The sequence below is a fragment of the Burkholderia sp. BKH01 genome, from assembly GCF_025685725.1.
Taxonomy (GTDB): Bacteria; Pseudomonadota; Gammaproteobacteria; order Burkholderiales; family Burkholderiaceae; genus Burkholderia; species Burkholderia pyrrocinia_C.
Genome location: NZ_JAOTQT010000004.1, coordinates 310,442 through 327,961 on the forward strand (window position 1 = coordinate 310,442; position 17,520 = coordinate 327,961).

The following is a 17,520-nucleotide window of genomic DNA, read 5'->3' on the forward strand; positions in this document are numbered from 1 at the left end:
GGCCTCACTTCGAAAAAAGAACGCCGTCGGTCTGCATGGCGTCGATCTCGGCAGGGCCGAAGCCCAGCGACCGCGCCACTTCCGCGTTGTGCTGACCGAGGTCGGGCGCGACGTCGCGGATCGTCGTATCGCAATCCGAGAAGCGGAACGGCAGGTTGGGCAAGCGCAGCGTGCCGTAGCGCGGATGTTGCTGCTCGACCACCATGCCGCGCGCCCGGATCTGCGGATCGGCAAGCACCTCGTCGATGCGTTGCACTTTCGCGCACGGGACGTCGATCGCGTCCAGCAGCGCCAATATCGACGCCACGGAACGGGCGGCGACCCACGGTTGCACGACGGACAGGATGTCCGACCGATGGGCATTGCGCCCCACGCTGTCGTGGAATCGCGCATCGGTACCGAAGCCGGCCGGCCCGCCATGAGCCTCGACCACGGCGGCGAAACGTTTCCAGGCATCGTCCACCTGCGCCGCGATCACGAGATCGCCGTCGGCGGCACGGAACACGCCGTAGAGCGTCGAGGTCGGCATGTCGTGACCCGTCTGTTCGGGTAGCGCGCCTTGCAACGTGTAGCACTGCACCGCGTATTCGTGCATCGACACCAGCGTGTCGTACAACGCCATGTCGATATGCTGGCCCCGGCCGCTACTCGCGCGCCCGAGCAGCGCGGCGTTGATGGCCGCCACCGCATGAATGCCGGTGTACATGTCGCCCAGCGAGATGCGCAGCAGCGGCGGCGGTTCGCCCGGCGTGCCGACCATCTGCATGATGCCGCTCCTGGCCTCGGCGATCAGGCCGAAGCCGGCGCGATGAGCATCCGGTCCGGTATGGCCGTAAGCGGAGATCGAGCAATAGACGAGGCGCGGATTGCGTGCCGACAACTCGGCATATCCGAGCCCCAGCTTGTCGAGCGCGCCCGGCCGGTAGTTCTCGACGAACACGTCCGCCGAGTCGCACAGACGCTGCATGAAATCCTTGCCGCGCGGGTCCTTCATGTTGACGCTGACGCCGCGCTTGCCCATGTTGAGCTGCAGGAAGTAGCCGCTTTGCCGGTCGTCGAGCACGGTAGCGTGCTGGCGTCCCGCATCGCCGCTGCCCGGTCGCTCGACCTTGATGACTTCGGCGCCGAGCGCCGCGAGGCAGCGTCCCACGTAGGGGCCGGCCAGAAAGTGGCTGTAGTCGACGACGCGCATACCTTCGAGAGGGCGGGCTTGCATCAGAATGCTCCCGGCCGGCGCGGCACCATCAGGCGATGCTCGCCGCGCTGGACCACCTGGCCATCCTGATTGATCAACTCGGACGGCAGCACGACGATGCCCCAGTCGGGGCGGCTCTTGCTTGCCCGCATCGAACCTACGCGGAACTTGACGCGCAGCACGTCGTCGACCTTGATGGGCAGGAGAAAGTCCCACGTCCAGCCGAGCGACATCCCCGGCAGGAAGCGGTAGTCGCTCTGCGTCTTGAGCCCATCGGCGATCGACAGCCCGAACAGGCCGTGCGCGACGAGGCAGCCGAAGTGGCTCGCATTGGCGTACTCCTCGTCGACGTGCACGGGCGTGCGGTCGCCGGTGAGGTCGGCGTAGGCCAGAATGCGCGCTCGGGTGACGGTGTAGCCCGGGCTTACGCATTCGTCGCCCTCACGGGCGTCGTCCCAGTACTTCTCGGCGATCGTCATGGTCACGCCTCCGCGCGCGGGTTGATCGCCAGCGCCTGCGCGACGCATGCTGCCGGCCGGGCCTGGATCAGTTCGACGGCGAGGCCGTCCGGCAGGCGCACCCAATTGCGCCCCTGCGGCATTTCGCTTACGCCATGCCGTTGCGCCGCGGCCAGTGCGGCCTCGAGGTCTTCGCACATCACGCCGAGATGCGCGAGCCGGCCTTCCGGACCTTCATGATGTAGGTCATGGATGAATTGCAGGCCGCCGAGTGTCCAGTACTGCCGGGGTTCCTCGCGGGTACCGTCCACCTCGCGCATGGTCATGCCGAGCACTTCCTCGAAAAAACGGATGTGCCAGCGGATGTCCTTCACCCGGATGGCAACGTGCTCCAGATAGGCCTTCGGAATATTCATGCGGTTGTCTCCTTTGTCTGCCGGGGGTGGCGCTTCAGCGCTTACGCCGGTCCCATGCAGGTGTTGAAGTGTTGTCGGTCGGCCATGGCGCGCTCGATGCCTTTGATGCAGGCCACCAGCGTCGCGTTGACCGGAGTCGGCACGCCATGCCGCTGTCCCAGGCGCACGACCGAACCGTTGATGAAGTCGATTTCGGTGACCGAGCCTTTCTCCAGGCTTTGCAGCATCGAAGTCTTGAAGGCTGGAGACAGTCCCGCCGCGGCCAGCGTCCATGCCTGTTCGGAATCGGTCATGGAGAGCTTCACGCCAGCGGCCCGGGCGACCGCCATCGCCTCGGCGACCGCCGCGACGGCGGTCGCCTTCAACAGCGGCTCGTCATAGAGTTGCCCATAGGTCAGGCCAGTGACGCCGGTCAGTGCGCCGGTGGCAACGTTGACGAGCAACTTGTCCCACATCGTGCCGACGATGTTGTCGCTCACGATGGTGTCCAGCCCGGCGGCATTGAAGGCTTCGGCAATCGCCAGCACGCGGGGCGTGAGTCGGCCATCGAGTTCGCCGACGTACGTGGTCTTGCCGGCCACGCCGGACTGGATCTGCCCCGGGCCGCGCATGACGCCGCCGACGTAGGTCTTGCCCGCCAGCACCCGTTCGCGGCCGACGATGTCGGCGAGCACATCCTCGTGCCCGAGGCCGTTCTGCAACGACAGCACCAGCGTATCGGGCCCGATCAGCGCTTGCGCGCCGCGCATCGCCGATTCGGTATGGAATGACTTGACCAACACGACGACCAGATCCGCAGTGCCGGCCTCGGCGGCCCGCGTGGTGGCACGGACCATGACGCGCCGAGATCCGGCGTCGTCGTCCACCCGCAGACCGTCGCGACACATCGCCTCGACGTGCGGCATCGAGCGGTTGAGCAACCAGGTCTCGTGGCCGGCTTCGGTGAGCGCCGCGCCAATGGCACAGCCCAGTGCGCCGGCACCCAGAATCGCGATCTTCAATGGCATCTCCTTGACATGGAATCCACGATACGAGTTGCTGTTCATGCCGGCAATGCAATGACTACAATGACGTCATTGTGTTTCGCAATAACGCCATGACGCCGACCGATCTCCCGGAACTGAAGCTGCTGCAGCTCTTCGATCTCCTGTACGACACCCGCAGCGTCACGCGCGCGGCGGAACAGCTCGGGCAAAGCCAGCCGACCGTCAGCATTTGGCTCGGACGTCTGCGCGAATTCCTGCAGGATCCGTTGTTTGTCCGTACGCCGGGCGGCATGGCGCCGACGCCGCACGCCGACGCCATGATCGGGCCATGCCGGGAGATTCTCGAATCGTTGCGGCGTTTCGCGGCGTGGGAAATCGCATTCGATCCCGTGACCGCGCAGCGGCGTTTCCGCATCTGCATGACCGACGCGAGTCACATCACGCTGCTCCCGCGCTTGCTGGCGCACGTACGCGCGCAAGCGCCCGGAATCCGCCTCGAGGTGGCGGGAATTGACGGCAATACCGAACGAGCGCTGGAATCCGGCGAAGCCGATCTCGCAATCGGCCATGTGCCGTGGCTAGGCGGCGGCATTTACCAGCAGCAGCTGTATTTGCAGGATTGGGTATGCCTGACCAACCGGCATCATCCGCGGTGGCGCGCAAAGCTCGGGGCGAAGCAATACCGCGCGGCGGGGCATGTCGCGATCACGGCGGGAACCGGGGCGCAATTGCTGGAACAGGCGCTCGTGCGTGAGCACGTCGAGCGGCAGGTGGTGCTGGAGTTGCCGGGCTTTCTCGGGTTGGCCGCGATCATCCAGACCACCGACCTGATTGCCACGCTGCCGCGACACATCGGCGAGACACTGGCAAAGGCCAGCGGCCTGTCAGTCCATCCATGCCCGATTCCCGTCGAGGGTTTTGCCGTGCGGCAGCACTGGCACGCCAGATATCACCACGAAGCCGGCAATCGCTGGCTGCGCGGTTTGGTGGTCGAGTTGTTTGGCAATTCGCACTGACCTGTCGTATCGTCTTCAGCTATCGGTGGCCGATGCGTCCGGATCCATCGGGTGTGGGCGGCGTGCCGGCGCTTTTCGAGGACGAGCATGGCAAGTACCTGCGATTCCCGGCAACGCGGGCGGAAGGAATCAAGACCCCGCGACAAGCACGTATCAGCGTTTCTCCCAATATAGAAACTGCCGCACGAGCCGATGTTGCAGAGAGAGAAGATGTAAATAATTGATCCGAGGCCGATTATGACGACATCTGCAACAAACGGGCCGAACGTGGTGCCGCCTGAAACGACCGGCGCGGAAGTCGCATCCGACGACACGTGTCGCGCGCCGTCGATCCTGCTGGTCGACGACGAACCGAACGTGCTGTCGGCGCTCAAGCGCGTGTTCCGGCCCGCGGGCTACGACATCCTGACCGCCGACAGCGGCGAGGCCGCGCTCGAGATACTGGCGTCGACCGAGGTCGACCTGATCGTGTCCGACATGCGGATGCCGCGCATGAGCGGTGCGGAATTTCTGGCCCGCGCGCGGGCGCTGTACCCGGAAACGATGCGTATCCTGCTGACCGGCTATGCGGAGATCGCGTCGGTCGTGCAGGCCGTCAACGAAGGCGGCGTGTATCGCTACCTGAACAAGCCGTGGGACGATCACGACCTGCTGCTGACCATCGAACAGGCGCTGGAGCAGCGGCACTTGCGCCGCGAAGCGGCCCGGCTGGCCGCGCTGACGGAAGCGCAGAACGAGGCGCTGCGCCGTTTCAACACGGAACTCGAAACGCAGGTGCGCGCGCGCACCGAGGAACTCGGCCAGACCGTGATGTTCCTCGAGGCGGCGCAGCGCGACCTGAAAAGCAGTTTCACGGCGATGGTCCAGGTCTGCGCGAGCATGATCGAGCTGCGTTGCGGGACCGCCGGCGGACACGCGATGCGCGTGGGCGAGATCGCGCGCCGGCTCGCGCTGGCGTCGGGGATGAGCGAGTTGCACGCGCAGGACGTCTATTTCGCGGGGCTGCTGCACGGCATCGGCAAGTTGTCGCTGCCCGACGAATTGCTGCACAAGCCGCTTGCGCGGATGACGACGGACGAACACCGGCTGTTCCAGCAGCATCCGCTGCGCGCGCAGATGGTGCTGACGCCGGTCGCGCAATTGCACAAGGTCGCGTCGATCGTGCTGCACCAGTACGAGCGCTTCAACGGACGCGGCACGCCGGACGGGCTGGCCGGCGACGCGATTCCGCTCGGCTCGCGGATCGTGGCGATCGCGCGCGATTTCGAAGGGCTGCGCAACGGCGAAATCGGTGTGCCGCATTCGGTCGAACAGGCGCTCGATGCGTTGCGCTCGCAGGCCAGCGTGCGATACGACCCGCAGATCGTCGAGCGTTGCATCGAGCTGATGCGGGATCCGGCGAGTCTCGGCATCGCGGCGTCCGTCGCGGAGATCAAGTCCGCGCAGCTGCGCGAAGGGATGCAGCTCGCCGACGATCTGCGCACGCATCGCGGCGTGCTGCTGATGACGAAGGGCAGCGTGATGTCGGCGCACCAGATCGAGCTCGTACGTCGTTTCGAGACGCGGGAAGGATCGCCGTTCGACATCCTCGTTCTGGCCGGCCCGGCCGCATCGATGCAGGCGCAAAACGCGGGCGCGCCGCCCGGCTGACGCAGGACACACGGCCCGATGGCCGCGATGCGCGATCGACCGCGCACCGCGGCAATGCCTTCACATCGATTGGGGCGCTCGATCATGCACGGCACCTATGACCTCCTGCTCGTCCTGCTGTCGCTCGCCATCGCGACGCTGGCCTCGTATACGACGCTCGACCTGGCCGCGTTCATCTCGCTGCTCGACAACCCGAAGCTCAAGCGTGCATGGCTGGGCGGCGGCGCGGCCGCGATGGGAACCGGGATCTGGTCGATGCATTTCGTCGGCATGCTCGCGTTTTCGCTGCCGATCCCGCTCGGCTATGCGCTGTCGGATACCGGCGCGTCGCTGGCGATCGCCGTGCTCGTGTCGTATTTCGCGCTGAACGTCGTCACGCGCGCACGGCTGGGCTGGCGGCGGCTGTGCGCGGGCGGCGCGCTGATGGGCGGCGGGATTGCCGGCATGCACTACACGGGGATGGCCGCGATGCAGATGCAGCCCGGCATTCGCTACGATCCCGCGCTGTTCGCCGCATCGATCGGCATTGCCGTGATCGCATCGACTGCCGCGTTATGGATTGCACAGGCGCTGCGCGTGCGGCAGGTACGTCATGCGACCGCGCAACGCGTCGGCGCGGCAGTCATCATGGGCATCGCCATTACCGGCATGCACTATACGGGGATGGCGGCCGCCCATTTCGCGGCGGACGCGCGATGCGGCGCGGCGAACGGGATCGACGCGCCGTGGCTCGCGACCACCGTCGCGCTGTTTACGATGGCGACGCTGATCGTCACGCTGCTGCTTTCCCGCTTCGATGCGCGCACAACCTTTCTGCGCGGGATGGCCGACACGCTCGAGCGGCTCGTGAAAATGCGGACCGCGGAACTCGAGCGCGCGTTGCATCGCTACGAGCAGACGACGGAGATGCTGCAGCGCACGCGCGAGAACATGGCGACCGAGATCGACGAACGCAAGGCCGCGCAGGCGCGGCTCGAACAGGAGAAGGATGAGCAGCGGCGCCTTCTGCACGTGCTCGAGGAAACCCACGTGCAGTTGCTGCAATCGGAAAAGCTCGCGTCGATCGGCCAGCTAGCGGCGGGCGTCGCGCACGAGATCAACAATCCGATCGGCTTCGTCAGCGCGAACCTCAATACATTGAAGACCTGGGTGCGAAGTCTGCTCGATGTCATCGCGGCGCATGAAGCGGCGCTGCCGCAGCTCGACCCCGCCGCCCGCGATGCGCTGACGGCGATGAGCCGCGCCGCGGATCTGGACTACGTCCGCGACGAGATCGTGACGCTGATCGACGAATCGATCGATGGCGCGGTGCGGGTGCGGCGCATCGTGCAGGACCTGCGCGATTTCTCGCGCCCGGTCAGCGACGAGTGGAGCGTGGTCGATCTCCATGCGGGCCTCGAGAGCACGCTCAACGTCGTTCATAACGAACTCAAGTACAAGGCCGACATCGTGCGCGATTACGGCGACCTGCCACAGGTCGAATGCCTGCCGTCGCAGCTGAACCAGGTATTCATGAACCTGCTGGTCAACGCGGCGCAGGCGATTCCGGAGCGCGGCGTGATCACGATCCGCACGTCGAGCGACGGCGAGCAGGTGTCGATCGCGATCAGCGATACCGGAACGGGCATGACGCCCGACGTCGTCCGGCGGATCTTCGATCCGTTCTTCACGACGAAGCCGGTCGGGCAGGGAACCGGGCTTGGCTTGTCGGTATCGCACGGCATCGTCGAGCGCCATCGCGGCACGATCGACGTGACGAGCGAACCCGGGCGCGGCACGACGTTCTGCGTGCGGCTGCCGATCCGGCGGGCCTGCGACAACGCGGACGTGGCGGAGCTGGAGCAACGGGCATGAGGATGCGATCGTGACTGCCGTGCGTGTGCGGGAAACGCGTGCTCGATTCAGCGTGAATTCGATGCTCGCGTACCAGGGGTGGTGCGCGGCGATGCGAAGTTCATCGGCACCGTGAGCGGCGGCTGGCCGCGCACCCGAGCGCAGCGCGCGGTGGCGCTCACGTGATCGGCCATTGAAGGATGACAATCCCGTCGTTGTAATCGCTGTCGGCGCCGTCCTCGGCGCCGAGCCAGCCGAGCCACACCTGGTCGCCCGCGGACAGCGGCGCCAGGCGCGCATCGGTCGCGGACTTCCTGCCGTTGGCCGACGCGTCGATCCGGATCTTGCCGCCTTTGGAGTTCAGCGTGAACTGCCTGACGCTGTCGTTGCCGTTGCCGGCGAACGACGCGGCCGGTTCGGGCGCATCGTCGATGAACAGCTTCAGGTCCTGCCGGTCGGCGGCATTCGCGTAGAAGATCGCCTTGAAATCGGTATTCGGCGGCAGGCTGAAGTTGCCGTCGCGGTCCGACGACGGCTTGAAACCGGGCTGTTTCGTATCCGGCCGGCTGCCGGCGATCTCGATCGTCGTTTCCCAACGAAAATAACCCGACACCGCGCCGTCGCGGTCGAGCACGGCGAAGTCGGCCGTGCACGTGGTGGCGCCCGCGGCGAGCACGTCGCTGCGCCAGTAATGGTCTTTCATCGGCTGGCACGGCGGATGCAGCAGGTCGTCGGCATTCGGTACCGGCGTCGTGGCGTCGCGCACTTCCGGTTCGATCGGCGCGACGATGCCGGCGTCCTTCAATGTGAACCGGACGAACAGCACGCTCACCTCGGCGCGCAGCGCGAGCGCGGTTTCGCGCAGGTGAAGCTGGTCGCCCGGCGACAGGCCGGCAAAGAGCCGGCTGTCGTTGTGGCCGAGCTGCCCGTTGTCGCCGGGGCTCAACACGTAGACGTGCCGGCCGTCGATCACGGTCGGCGCGTCGGCGTTCCGGCTCGCATCGGGGTAGGCCGATAGCAGCGTGACGGCATCGACGATCGCGAGCACATCGCAACGAAGACCAGACATGAGCGCTTCCTCCGCAACAAGGGAATGATGCGGGCGACCGCCGCGCGGCCGCCCGCGTGCTGCGATCAGTTGTGGATCGAGATGAACGGATCCCACTGGTAGCAGCCCAGCGACTGGCAGTTGCGGTCGATGATCTGGAAGTAGAAGTGGTAGGTGACGCGCCCTTCCGACAGCGTTTCCGACGACCAGTAGTAGTTGTCGACCTTCTGGCAGGTCGGCGTGGACGGCGAGCTCGGGTTCGGAATCGGGATCGACGCGGTGGCCTTGCGCGGCGTGGGTGTCGAGATCAGGTCCTTGCCCTGGTTGGCGATGAAGCCGTAGAAGATCACCTGCTTCTCGAAGCCCAGCGACAGGCTCGTTTCGCGCCAGCGGATCAGGTCGCCGACCTGCGCCTTCAGGTCGAGTTCGCCGCCCGCCTGCCCGGAAACCACGTTGTCCTGGTTGGTGACCATGTACACGTGCTTCCAGTCGATCAGCGTCGGGCTTTTCGGATCCCTGCTGGGATTCGGATAATTCTTGAGAATGGTTTCGGTATCGATCGAGACGAGTACATCGGTAACGCGTGACATAGAAGCTCCCGTTTGAAGTAATGGGACTTATCGTTGCGCGAATTGCTTCGTGCAGCCGCCGTCGCCTTGTCCTGCAAGGCTTCGTGCGGTATGTGGCACGTCCGGTTGCGACGGCGAATGCAGGTTATCCCGTTCGGTTAATTATGAAAGCTGTAAAAGTAAACAGGGTCGATAAAATGATTATCGGCGGTTAATTTGAAAATCGGATTCAATCGAATCGATGCGTTGCATAAATAGAGTTAAATTGAATCTGTTAATTGATTGGCTGATTATTTTCGGGACGAGAAAGGGGGAGCTGGCCGGCGCGATCGCGAGCGATCGTCGCCGCGGTGGCGTGACGATTCGAGAGCGGGAAGGGGCGGTTCGCAGCAGGCAGCGGGCCGCCGGGCGGCAAGCGATCGCGTGCTTACCGGTAGGTCCAGAGCCGGTGCAGCACGAACGTCGACGGCGGGACCAGCAGCGCGATCGCGACGATGCTCGCCGCGCGCGACACGTCGAGCGCTTCGGCGGCACGCGCCAGCAGCAGCGTTTCGACGAAGCCGGCCAGCGTGACGACGAGAAAACGCAGCGCGTTGCGCGTGCGTACCGTCGACGAGAAGCTCCACAGCGTATTCGCGAGATACGAGAACGCGGTGGCGCAGAGGAATGCGGCCGCATTCGCGGCGACCAGCGTCGCATCGAACAGCGCGAACAGCGCGGACGCGACCAGCGTGTGGATCGCGGTCGAACCGAGTCCGGACAAGCCGAAGCGCACGAGCCTCGTGCGCTCCGCATGGAGCAGGTCGATCATGGCCGTTTGCGCGCGTTCAGCGTACGTCGATCCGCGCACGGTTCGGCTGCACGCGCCGGCGTGCGATCTGGCGGCGCGCGTCGCGCGCGACCGGGAGCTCGATCACCTTGGCGTGCGCCTGGTAGCGGCGGCGGATCAGATAGACGGGCCGTTGCTTCGACTCGTCGTAGATCCGCCCGATGTATTCGCCGACGACACCGATCCCGATCAACTCGATGCCGCCGATGAACAGCGTGACCGAGATCAGCGACGCGTAACCAAGCACCGGATTGCCGAACAGCAGCGTGCGGAAGATGATGAACGTGCCGTACAGGAACGCGAGCGCGGCGATGCCGACGCCGATATAGGTCCAGCTGCGCAGCGGCACCGTGCTGAAGCTGGTGATGCCTTCCAGCGCGAAATTCCACAGCTTCCAGCCGGAGAACTTCGAGTGCCCGGCGCTGCGCGGGTCGCGCTGGTATTCGACGATCACGGTCTTGTAGCCGACCCACGCGAACAGCCCCTTCATGAAGCGGTGCCGCTCGGGCAGGCTGCGCAGCGCGTTCACGACCTTGCGGTCCATCAGCCGGAAATCGCCGACGTTCTCCGGCAGCTTCACGTCCGACAGCAGGTTGTGCACGCGGTAGTAGATCGCGGCCGCGGTGCGCTTCGCGAACGAATCGCATGCGCGGTTGCTGCGCTTCGCCGCCACGACTTCCGCGCCGTTGCGCCAGTGTTCGATCATCACCGGAATCAGGCTCGGCGGATCCTGCAGGTCGGCGTCGAGCGGGATCACCGCGTCGCCGGCGGCTTCGTCGAGGCCGGCCGTCAGCGCCGCTTCCTTGCCGAAGTTGCGGGTGAGATCGATCACGCGCACGCGCCGCTCGCCGGTGCTGATCCGGATCAGGCGTTCGAGCGTGTCGTCGCGGCTGCCGTCGTTCACGCAGACGATCTCGAAGCGGATCGCATCGATGGACGTCAGCAACGGAATCACGACGTCGAAGAAGCGCTCGACGGCCTCGCCTTCGTTATAGAACGGCACGACCAGCGAGATGAGCGGCGTGTAGAGTGGTTCCCGCATGATGATTCCCCTTGTAATGTCGCTTCACCGGCCTGCGCCGAGCGTCGGGCGGTGGTGCGGTCGGACCGGATGTGCGAAGCCGGTCTCGGTCGAGTCGTCGCGCGCGTCGGGCATCGACGGCACGTCGTGTCTTTCCTGCGCGATCCGGCTGACGAGCAGCGCGAGCGATGCCAGCGTCACGAGCGGCATGAACTGGAACGGCAGATGCGAGACGATCACGAGGCCCGCGAGCGGCATCGTCCACAGCAGCATCAGCCATTCGCGATCGAAGCGCCGCCAGCCGTGCGTCCACGCATAACGCGCGTACCACGCGATCACGATGCCGTACCAGGTCAGGTCGTAGTCGTACAGATAAGGGCTGACGAGCAGGCATGCGCACGCGAGGGTCGCGGCGCGCAGCGCGTAGGAACACGTGCCGCGCCACGCGTAGACGACGGCGATCGCGGCGACCGCGGCCGACAGCAGCTGCAGGCCGCGCGCGACGATCGCGGGCCAGCCGGCCATCGTCGCGAGTGCGAACACGGTCGGCATGCGCGCAAGCTTGGCGTGGCCGGCGCCGACGATCGCGTAGACGTTGCCGATCACATGCACGAACGTGATCCACGGGCCGACACCGAACGCGAGCGTCGCGAGCGCGGCGCTGCCGGCGATCGTCGCGGCCCACGCGGCCAGCGCGCGCCACTGGCCCGCGCACAGCAGCGCGAGCGGGAACAGCACCGCGAGTTGCGGCTTCATCGTCAGCAAGCCGAAGCAGATCCCCGCGCATACCGGGCGGCGGTTCAGCGCGAGCAGGCCGACGCCTGCGAGTGTCGCGGTAAGGAGGCTGGTCTGGCCGACGATCACGGTGAGGAACGCGCCGGGGAACGCGAGCGCGCAGAGCCACGCGGCATCGCGCTGCACGGTCGCGCGGATGGTCGCGGCGAACAGCGCGTAGGTGACGCCGAGGCACAGCACCAGCGCGACCATGTACGGCAGCCAGCCGAGCGGCGCCACGAACAGCAGCGTGGTGGGCGGATAGAGCCACGGCAGCGTGCCGTCCGCGATACTTATCGTCGGGATCGCGAGCTTCTGGATCGCGAACAGCGCGGGGAAATGCCATGCGTCGGCGCCATGCCCGTGTGCGGCGAGCCATGCGGCGCTCCAGATCGGCGAGAAATCCTGCGACAGCTGTTCCAGTGCACCTTTGTGCGACAGGAACACGCGGGTCACGTAGATGACGATGAACAGCAGTTCCGTCAGCAGCGCGGCGGTCGCATAGAGGCGCACGCGATCGCGATTGAGCCAGTGCGGATAGCGGCGCGGGCCCGCGATCGGGAGTTCCGGATGCAGATCGACGGCGGAATGCGCGTGGCGGGCGAACGAAGGCGCTTTCATTGCATGCTCCGGGACATGAGTGCCGTGCGGCGCACGACGACGAACAGCACCGCGAGCAGCACGACCGGCCCGATCTGCGGCAGCTTCATCAGCCGGTTGAACAGCTCGAAGATCGGCAACAGCCACGCAAGCACGAGGATGCCCTGGTCTCCGGGCAGCCAGCCTTCGTCGAGGCCGTGCGCGATCAGGCAGAAGATCGCGATGCCGAGCCAGGTCAGCTCGTAATGCCACAGATATGGCGTCGTCAGCAGCGTGGCGACGGCCAGCACCGCGCCGCGCAGGCGCATGTCGCGCGTGCGGCGCCACACGTCGACGGCCGCGGCGATCGCCAGCAGCGCGACCGCCGCTTGCGCGGCCAGCGCAGCCGCCACCGGCGCGCCCGCGAGCCGCAGCGCGGCGAACGGCGTCGGCGACGCGAGCCAGTACGATGCGAGCATGAAATGCTGGTCGCGTACCGTCTGCATCGCGTGGCTCAACCCGTGCAGCGCGCCGGGGCCGGCCAGCGCGATGCCGGCCGCCGCGAACAGCGTCGCGCTGATCGCCGCCGCCGCAAACGTGCGCCATGCCCGCGCCGCGATCAGCACGAACGGGAACACGACGGCCAGTTGCGGCTTGATCGCGAGCAGCCCGATCAGCACGCCGGCCGCAACCGGGCGCTTGCCGAGCAGATGCAGCGCGAGCGCGGCGAGGCCGGCGGTCAGGATGCTGTTCTGGCCGAACAGCGCGGACATGCACACCGCCGAATACGCGACCACGACGAGCGCCGCGGCGCGCGGGTGCGGAAGATGCGCGCGCAATCCCGACAACCGCGAGACGGCGAACGCGTAGCATAAAAGACTGCCCGCGAAAAAGAGGAAATATGCGGGCAGGAAAGGCACAAGGGCAACCGGCGCGATGAACAGCAACATCGTCGGCGGATAGAGCCAGGGAAGCGGCCGGTGCTGCAGATACGCACCGAAGTGCGCGGCCTCGGCCTGCAGGAATGACGTGGTGTCGTAGGCCGCTGCGGCATGGCCTTGCAACACGAGATGCGATGCGGTCCAGAAGACCGAGAAGTCGATGCCCGGGCGGGCGCTGGAATTCGACGTGAAGCCGTCCGTCACGACGCCCCAGATGGCCAGCAGCGCGACGAAGAGCATCAGCATGATGCAGCTGTACGGAACGATCCGGTCAGCTGTCAGCCATTGAGCACAGCGTATTGCGCGATCGCGCGTTCCACGATTGGCTGTGTACATGATGCCCCGTATGTGGTGGAGGCTGCTTGGTCTGTCGCAGCCGTTTCACGTTGTCGTGCCGCCGGATCGAATCGCTCTGAACGGCGTTGTCCGGTGAATGCATTGTTGAAGAAAAAATCTCGAGTTGCAAACCACGCACCGAAAGCCGGGATCCCGATTAATCGGTGACAGGTGTGAAAACCGCGTTTTCAGGCACGAGAAAACGGCCCGGGCCGGATTTATGTTTCTGGCTTGAAACATTCCGCGTTTTCGAGCGGTGTCGCATCCCGCCCGTGCCGTGAAACGCAACCGGCTGCCCGCGTCCGGGAAAGTCCCGAGAAAATTTTTTGGACCCTTTGTGCAGCGCGGCGGCGAGCGTTCCGGCGTACCCCGCTCGCGGGAATGCATATATCAAAGTTGAAACATTTCGGCCGTCGCGCCATTGGCACGGAAACCCGGAGATCGCCGGAACCCTTGATGCGCCGGGATTTCGCTCGAGATGGCCTGCTCTTTGCGTAAGCGTTGGCACGGCAGTCGGCGGCGTGACGACCGGGCGGTTCCAGGAACAGACGGACGGAACCAGCTTCGGAATCATCTGCGGAAAAGAAGGCCGGAGCGCGACGGGGAACACGCAGCTCCAGGTCAACGAACCGCGAGAACTTTCGTCGATCGGCCAACGAGACCCGGGATCGTCAGGGCAAAAAGAAATCGGTATCGCAGCAGTCGGGGAATAAAAATGAAACAGCAGAGCACATCGCGGCCCGCGAGCCGCGGCAAAAGCGATTTTCAGCATCGCCGGGAGTTTTGCTCCCGTTCAATCGAACTCCGTGCGTCGAGCGGCAGCCATGCCGTTCAGGTCGATCGTCCAGCCCGGTTTATCCGGCTCGTCGAATCGGACGCGCATCTTTCGCGTTCCCCCTCACAGAAATCCGTTCGCACGGACAGGTGTGCGCATCCCTGTTCCCACAGCTGAGCGTCACGTTTCGATTTTCTTGTAGTGCCGGTGGTGCCCGTCCCCGACGTCTCGATCGACGAAGGGAATTTAATAGCAGTCCGAATGGAGAATGCTCATGGTAAGAGTCATCGAAAAGATCGCCTGGTTCACGACGGACCAGAGCGGCGTGACGGCCATTGAATACGGCCTGATCGCCGCGTTGATCGCGCTAGGCATCGTCGTCGCGTTGACGACGATCGGTACGGATCTGTCGACTGTGTTCAGCACGGTCGCCGCGACTCTGGACTCGGCAGTAACGGCCATCTGATGGATGGTACGGCGAACGGCTCATTCGGATCGTTTGTCGCCACCACACGGCATTAGCAACTTCCTCGACGTATCGAAGCCAGATCGATCGATCCAGCCGGCACGCGAGGGCTTTGAAAGTCACCACGTAAGGAGATCATCATGTCCAAGCTCATTCAACAAGTCAGCCGCTTCGTTCGCGATGAAGACGGTGTAACGGCCATCGAATACGGCCTGATCGCCGCATTGATCGCGGTGGGCATCATCGTGGCAGTGACCGCGGTCGGCACGGAACTCAAGGATGTGTTCACGACGATTGCTGCCGATCTGACCGCTGCGGTTTGATGTCATCGAGAAGCAGAGCGCGTGGACGGCTCGGCCGGTGCAGTGTTCGAGCCGTCCCCCGTGATCCGATCAACCGGAACCGGAGACCATCATGCAAGCCAGGGTGCGTGTCGCATGTCGACGTTGGATCGATGACGAGCAGGGTGTCGCGTCGATCGAGTATGCGTTGCTCGGGGCGATGTTCGCCGTCGCGGTGCTCGGCAGCGTCGTCACGCTGAAAGACTCGCTGGCCGATATGTACGCGGGGATCGCAACAGCCGTGACGGCTGCAGTGACCACCGCGCTGACCATGGTTTCCTGATCCATCGATTCGCTACGCGAGGTTCGCCATGTTACCTGTTGCGCCGCCTTACCCGGTTCCGTTGTGCGTGACGCTGCTCGCGGTCGCGGCGGCCGGCACGGACATCGCGTCCCGCCGCATTCCGAACCGCCTCGTCGCGGCCGGGCTGGCCGGTGCGCTGGTCGCCCAGTGCATGCTGCACGGCGTCCTGGCAGGCGCACTCGGATGGCTTGCGGGCGCCGCGACCGGCTTCGGCCTGCTGCTGCCGCTCTACCTGTTGCGCGGGATGGCGGCCGGCGACGTGAAGCTGATGCTCGCGATCGGCTCATGGGTTGGCGCGGAAATGACGTTTTACATCGTGCTGGCCACCTTCGTGGCCGGCGGGATCGGTGCCATCGCGTTCGCGCTGCTGCGCGGGCGGATGCGCCAGATGTGGGCGAACGTCGGCGCGCTGCTCGCGCATCGTTCGCAAGGGGCGCGCGCAGGGGCAGCCGACAGCCCCGCGGAAATCGCATCGGTCGGCACGCTGCCGTACGGCGTCGCGATCGCGGCCGGCACGCTGGGCATGCTGTTCGCGTCGTGCGCATAGCGCGACGAACCCGCAACGAGGACGGAACGACCATGAACACGAATCACACCGAACCGAGACGCGACGCGCAGGTATCCAAACTGCCCGATCCGTTGCCGTCGCGGGAGGCCAATACGAAGCTGGGCGCGCAGTTGCCGGCGGCGCCGCGCTCGCTCGGCGAAACCGGGCTGAGCACGACGTTCGTCGCCGGGCTGGTGCTGAAGTCGACGCTGATGCTCGGCCGCCCGTCGTACGGCGACCTGGTCGAGCGGCACTGCCTGCCGCTCGCGGTGCTCGACGACGTCTTCGCGTTCCTGGTGCGCGAGCATCTCGTCGAGCTCACCCATCGCGGCGCGACCGATCTCGACGTGACGTTCCGCCTGACCGACGCGGGCCGCGTGCTCGCGCTCGAGGAACGCGCCCGCAGCAGCTACAGCGGGCCCGCGCCGGTCACGCTCGCCGCGTATCTCGAATCCGTGAGCGTGCATTCGGTGCGCAAGCTGCATATCGACCAGGGCGACGTGTGGGCCGCGTTCGAAGGCATCGTGATCGACACGTCGGTCATCGACGCGGCGGCCGCGGCGCTGAACGCCGGCCGTCCGCTGCTGATCTACGGCCCGGCCGGCAGCGGCAAGACCTTCCTCGCCGAGCGGCTCGGCTCGCTGATGCACGGCCGCGTGCCGGTGCCGCACGCGATCTGCGCGGCCGGTGAAGTGATCCAGATCTACGACCCGCTCGTGCATGTCGACGCGGAACCGCAATCGGGCGGCCAGTCGGTCGATCGCCGCTGGCGCCTGTGCAAGCGGCCGGTCGTGCTGTCCGGCGGCGAACTGACGCTCGACGAGCTCGACCTGCGCCGCGACGAGGCGGCCGGCTTCTACCAGGCACCGCCGCACATGAAAGCGAACATGGGCATGTACATCGTCGACGATCTCGGCCGCCAGCGCGTCGAGCCGCGCGACCTGCTCAATCGCTGGCTGCGCCCGCTCGATCGCGGCGTCGATTTCCTGACGCTCGAATCCGGCAACCGTTTCGTGCTGCCGTTCGACGTGTGGCCGGTGTTCTCGAGCAACCTCGCGCCGGAGCAGTTCTGCGACGACGCGTTCCTGCGCCGCCTCGGCTCGAAGCTTCACGTCGGCGCGCTGTCGATCGACCACTACCGCGCGGTGTACGACGCGGCCTGCACATCGCTCGGTCTCGTCTCGGCGAGCGATGCATTCGAGTTCCTGCTGCATCGGCTGCACCTGCCGACGGGCAAGGCGTTTCTCGCGTGCTTTCCGGCGGATCTTCTGCGCCTTGTCGCCGCCGGCGCGCGTTACCGCGGCGATCCGCCCGAGGTGACGCACGACGCGCTGTACGACGCGTGGGCGAGTTATTTCGGCGCAGCGCCCGAACGGGACGGCAACCATACGCCGCCCGTCGAGCGAGGCGGACGTACGTACATCACCGGTTGAGCC

18 protein-coding genes are annotated in these 17,520 nt (G+C 65.8%); 8 read left to right on the forward strand and 10 right to left on the reverse strand.

The features are described 5' to 3' along the window. Positions 1-4: 4 nt before the first annotated feature. From OEJ37_RS09250 to OEJ37_RS09265, 4 genes are read right to left on the reverse strand one after another with little or no spacing between them, the layout of a single operon-like run. A complete protein-coding gene (locus tag OEJ37_RS09250; protein ID WP_174417081.1) occupies positions 5-1,216 on the reverse strand; it encodes a CaiB/BaiF CoA transferase family protein in 1,212 nt (403 codons plus the stop codon). Next, the gene (locus OEJ37_RS09255) at positions 1,216-1,674 is read right to left on the reverse strand and encodes a MaoC family dehydratase (RefSeq protein ID WP_263344080.1); all 459 of its coding nucleotides are present in this window, start codon (positions 1,672-1,674) and stop codon (positions 1,216-1,218) included. The genes OEJ37_RS09250 and OEJ37_RS09255 overlap by 1 nt, the downstream gene beginning before the upstream one ends. Before the next feature lie 2 nt (positions 1,675-1,676). Beyond that, entirely contained in the window at positions 1,677-2,069 is a 393-nt protein-coding gene (locus tag OEJ37_RS09260; RefSeq protein WP_263344081.1) for a VOC family protein, read from the reverse strand. A gap of 41 nt (positions 2,070-2,110) precedes the next feature. Beyond that, positions 2,111-3,070, reverse strand: coding sequence for a ketopantoate reductase family protein (locus tag OEJ37_RS09265; RefSeq protein WP_263344082.1), 960 nt, complete (start codon positions 3,068-3,070; stop codon positions 2,111-2,113). A 95-nt stretch (positions 3,071-3,165) separates the two neighbouring features. On the opposite strand from OEJ37_RS09265, the gene OEJ37_RS09270 reads away from it, so the two are divergent. From OEJ37_RS09270 to OEJ37_RS09280, 3 genes are all read left to right on the forward strand, one after another. After that, positions 3,166-4,071, forward strand: a complete 906-nt coding sequence (locus tag OEJ37_RS09270; RefSeq protein WP_263344083.1) for a LysR family transcriptional regulator — start codon at positions 3,166-3,168, stop codon at positions 4,069-4,071. A 237-nt stretch (positions 4,072-4,308) separates the two neighbouring features. Then, positions 4,309-5,721, forward strand: coding sequence for an HD domain-containing phosphohydrolase (locus OEJ37_RS09275; RefSeq protein ID WP_263344084.1), 1,413 nt, complete (start codon positions 4,309-4,311; stop codon positions 5,719-5,721). Between the two features lie 84 nt (positions 5,722-5,805). Then, a complete protein-coding gene (locus OEJ37_RS09280) occupies positions 5,806-7,575 on the forward strand; it encodes a histidine kinase (RefSeq protein ID WP_263344086.1) in 1,770 nt (589 codons plus the stop codon). 157 nt (positions 7,576-7,732) lie between these two features. Here the strand turns inward: OEJ37_RS09280 and OEJ37_RS09285 are convergent, their stop codons facing one another. The 6 genes from OEJ37_RS09285 to OEJ37_RS09310 form a co-directional block, all read right to left on the reverse strand. Beyond that, entirely contained in the window at positions 7,733-8,623 is an 891-nt protein-coding gene (locus OEJ37_RS09285) for an AidA/PixA family protein (RefSeq protein ID WP_263344087.1), read from the reverse strand. Between the two features lie 65 nt (positions 8,624-8,688). Beyond that, positions 8,689-9,192, reverse strand: coding sequence for an inclusion body family protein (locus tag OEJ37_RS09290; RefSeq protein ID WP_152857976.1), 504 nt, complete (start codon positions 9,190-9,192; stop codon positions 8,689-8,691). Between the two features lie 406 nt (positions 9,193-9,598). Beyond that, the gene (locus OEJ37_RS09295) at positions 9,599-9,982 is read right to left on the reverse strand and encodes a GtrA family protein (RefSeq protein ID WP_174417076.1); all 384 of its coding nucleotides are present in this window, start codon (positions 9,980-9,982) and stop codon (positions 9,599-9,601) included. Positions 9,983-9,998: 16 nt separating this feature from the next. Beyond that, the gene (locus OEJ37_RS09300) at positions 9,999-11,042 is read right to left on the reverse strand and encodes a glycosyltransferase family 2 protein (RefSeq protein ID WP_174417075.1); all 1,044 of its coding nucleotides are present in this window, start codon (positions 11,040-11,042) and stop codon (positions 9,999-10,001) included. Between the two features lie 24 nt (positions 11,043-11,066). Beyond that, the gene (locus OEJ37_RS09305) at positions 11,067-12,416 is read right to left on the reverse strand and encodes a glycosyltransferase family 87 protein (RefSeq protein ID WP_263344089.1); all 1,350 of its coding nucleotides are present in this window, start codon (positions 12,414-12,416) and stop codon (positions 11,067-11,069) included. Next, positions 12,413-13,651: a glycosyltransferase family 87 protein gene (locus OEJ37_RS09310; protein ID WP_174417073.1), complete on the reverse strand. Its 1,239-nt coding sequence runs from the start codon at positions 13,649-13,651 to the stop codon at positions 12,413-12,415. Before OEJ37_RS09310 ends, OEJ37_RS09305 begins: the two co-directional genes overlap by 4 nt. Positions 13,652-14,700: 1,049 nt before the next feature. Between OEJ37_RS09310 and OEJ37_RS09315 the strand changes: the two genes are divergently transcribed. The 5 genes from OEJ37_RS09315 to OEJ37_RS09335 all read left to right on the forward strand — a co-directional run bounded on the left by OEJ37_RS09315 (position 14,701) and on the right by OEJ37_RS09335 (position 17,517). Next, positions 14,701-14,892, forward strand: a complete 192-nt coding sequence (locus OEJ37_RS09315) for a Flp family type IVb pilin (RefSeq protein WP_263344090.1) — start codon at positions 14,701-14,703, stop codon at positions 14,890-14,892. Positions 14,893-15,032: 140 nt separating this feature from the next. Further along, on the forward strand, positions 15,033-15,215 hold the full coding sequence (locus tag OEJ37_RS09320) for a Flp family type IVb pilin (protein WP_152857964.1): 183 nt from the start codon (positions 15,033-15,035) through the stop codon (positions 15,213-15,215). Positions 15,216-15,306: 91 nt separating this feature from the next. Beyond that, complete coding sequence (locus OEJ37_RS09325) at positions 15,307-15,516, forward strand: Flp family type IVb pilin (protein WP_174417071.1); 210 nt, start codon at positions 15,307-15,309, stop codon at positions 15,514-15,516. Positions 15,517-15,544: 28 nt separating this feature from the next. Beyond that, complete coding sequence (locus OEJ37_RS09330; RefSeq protein ID WP_263344093.1) at positions 15,545-16,084, forward strand: prepilin peptidase; 540 nt, start codon at positions 15,545-15,547, stop codon at positions 16,082-16,084. 32 nt (positions 16,085-16,116) lie between these two features. Further along, complete coding sequence (locus OEJ37_RS09335) at positions 16,117-17,517, forward strand: ATP-binding protein (protein WP_263344094.1); 1,401 nt, start codon at positions 16,117-16,119, stop codon at positions 17,515-17,517. Positions 17,518-17,520 lie beyond the last annotated feature (3 nt).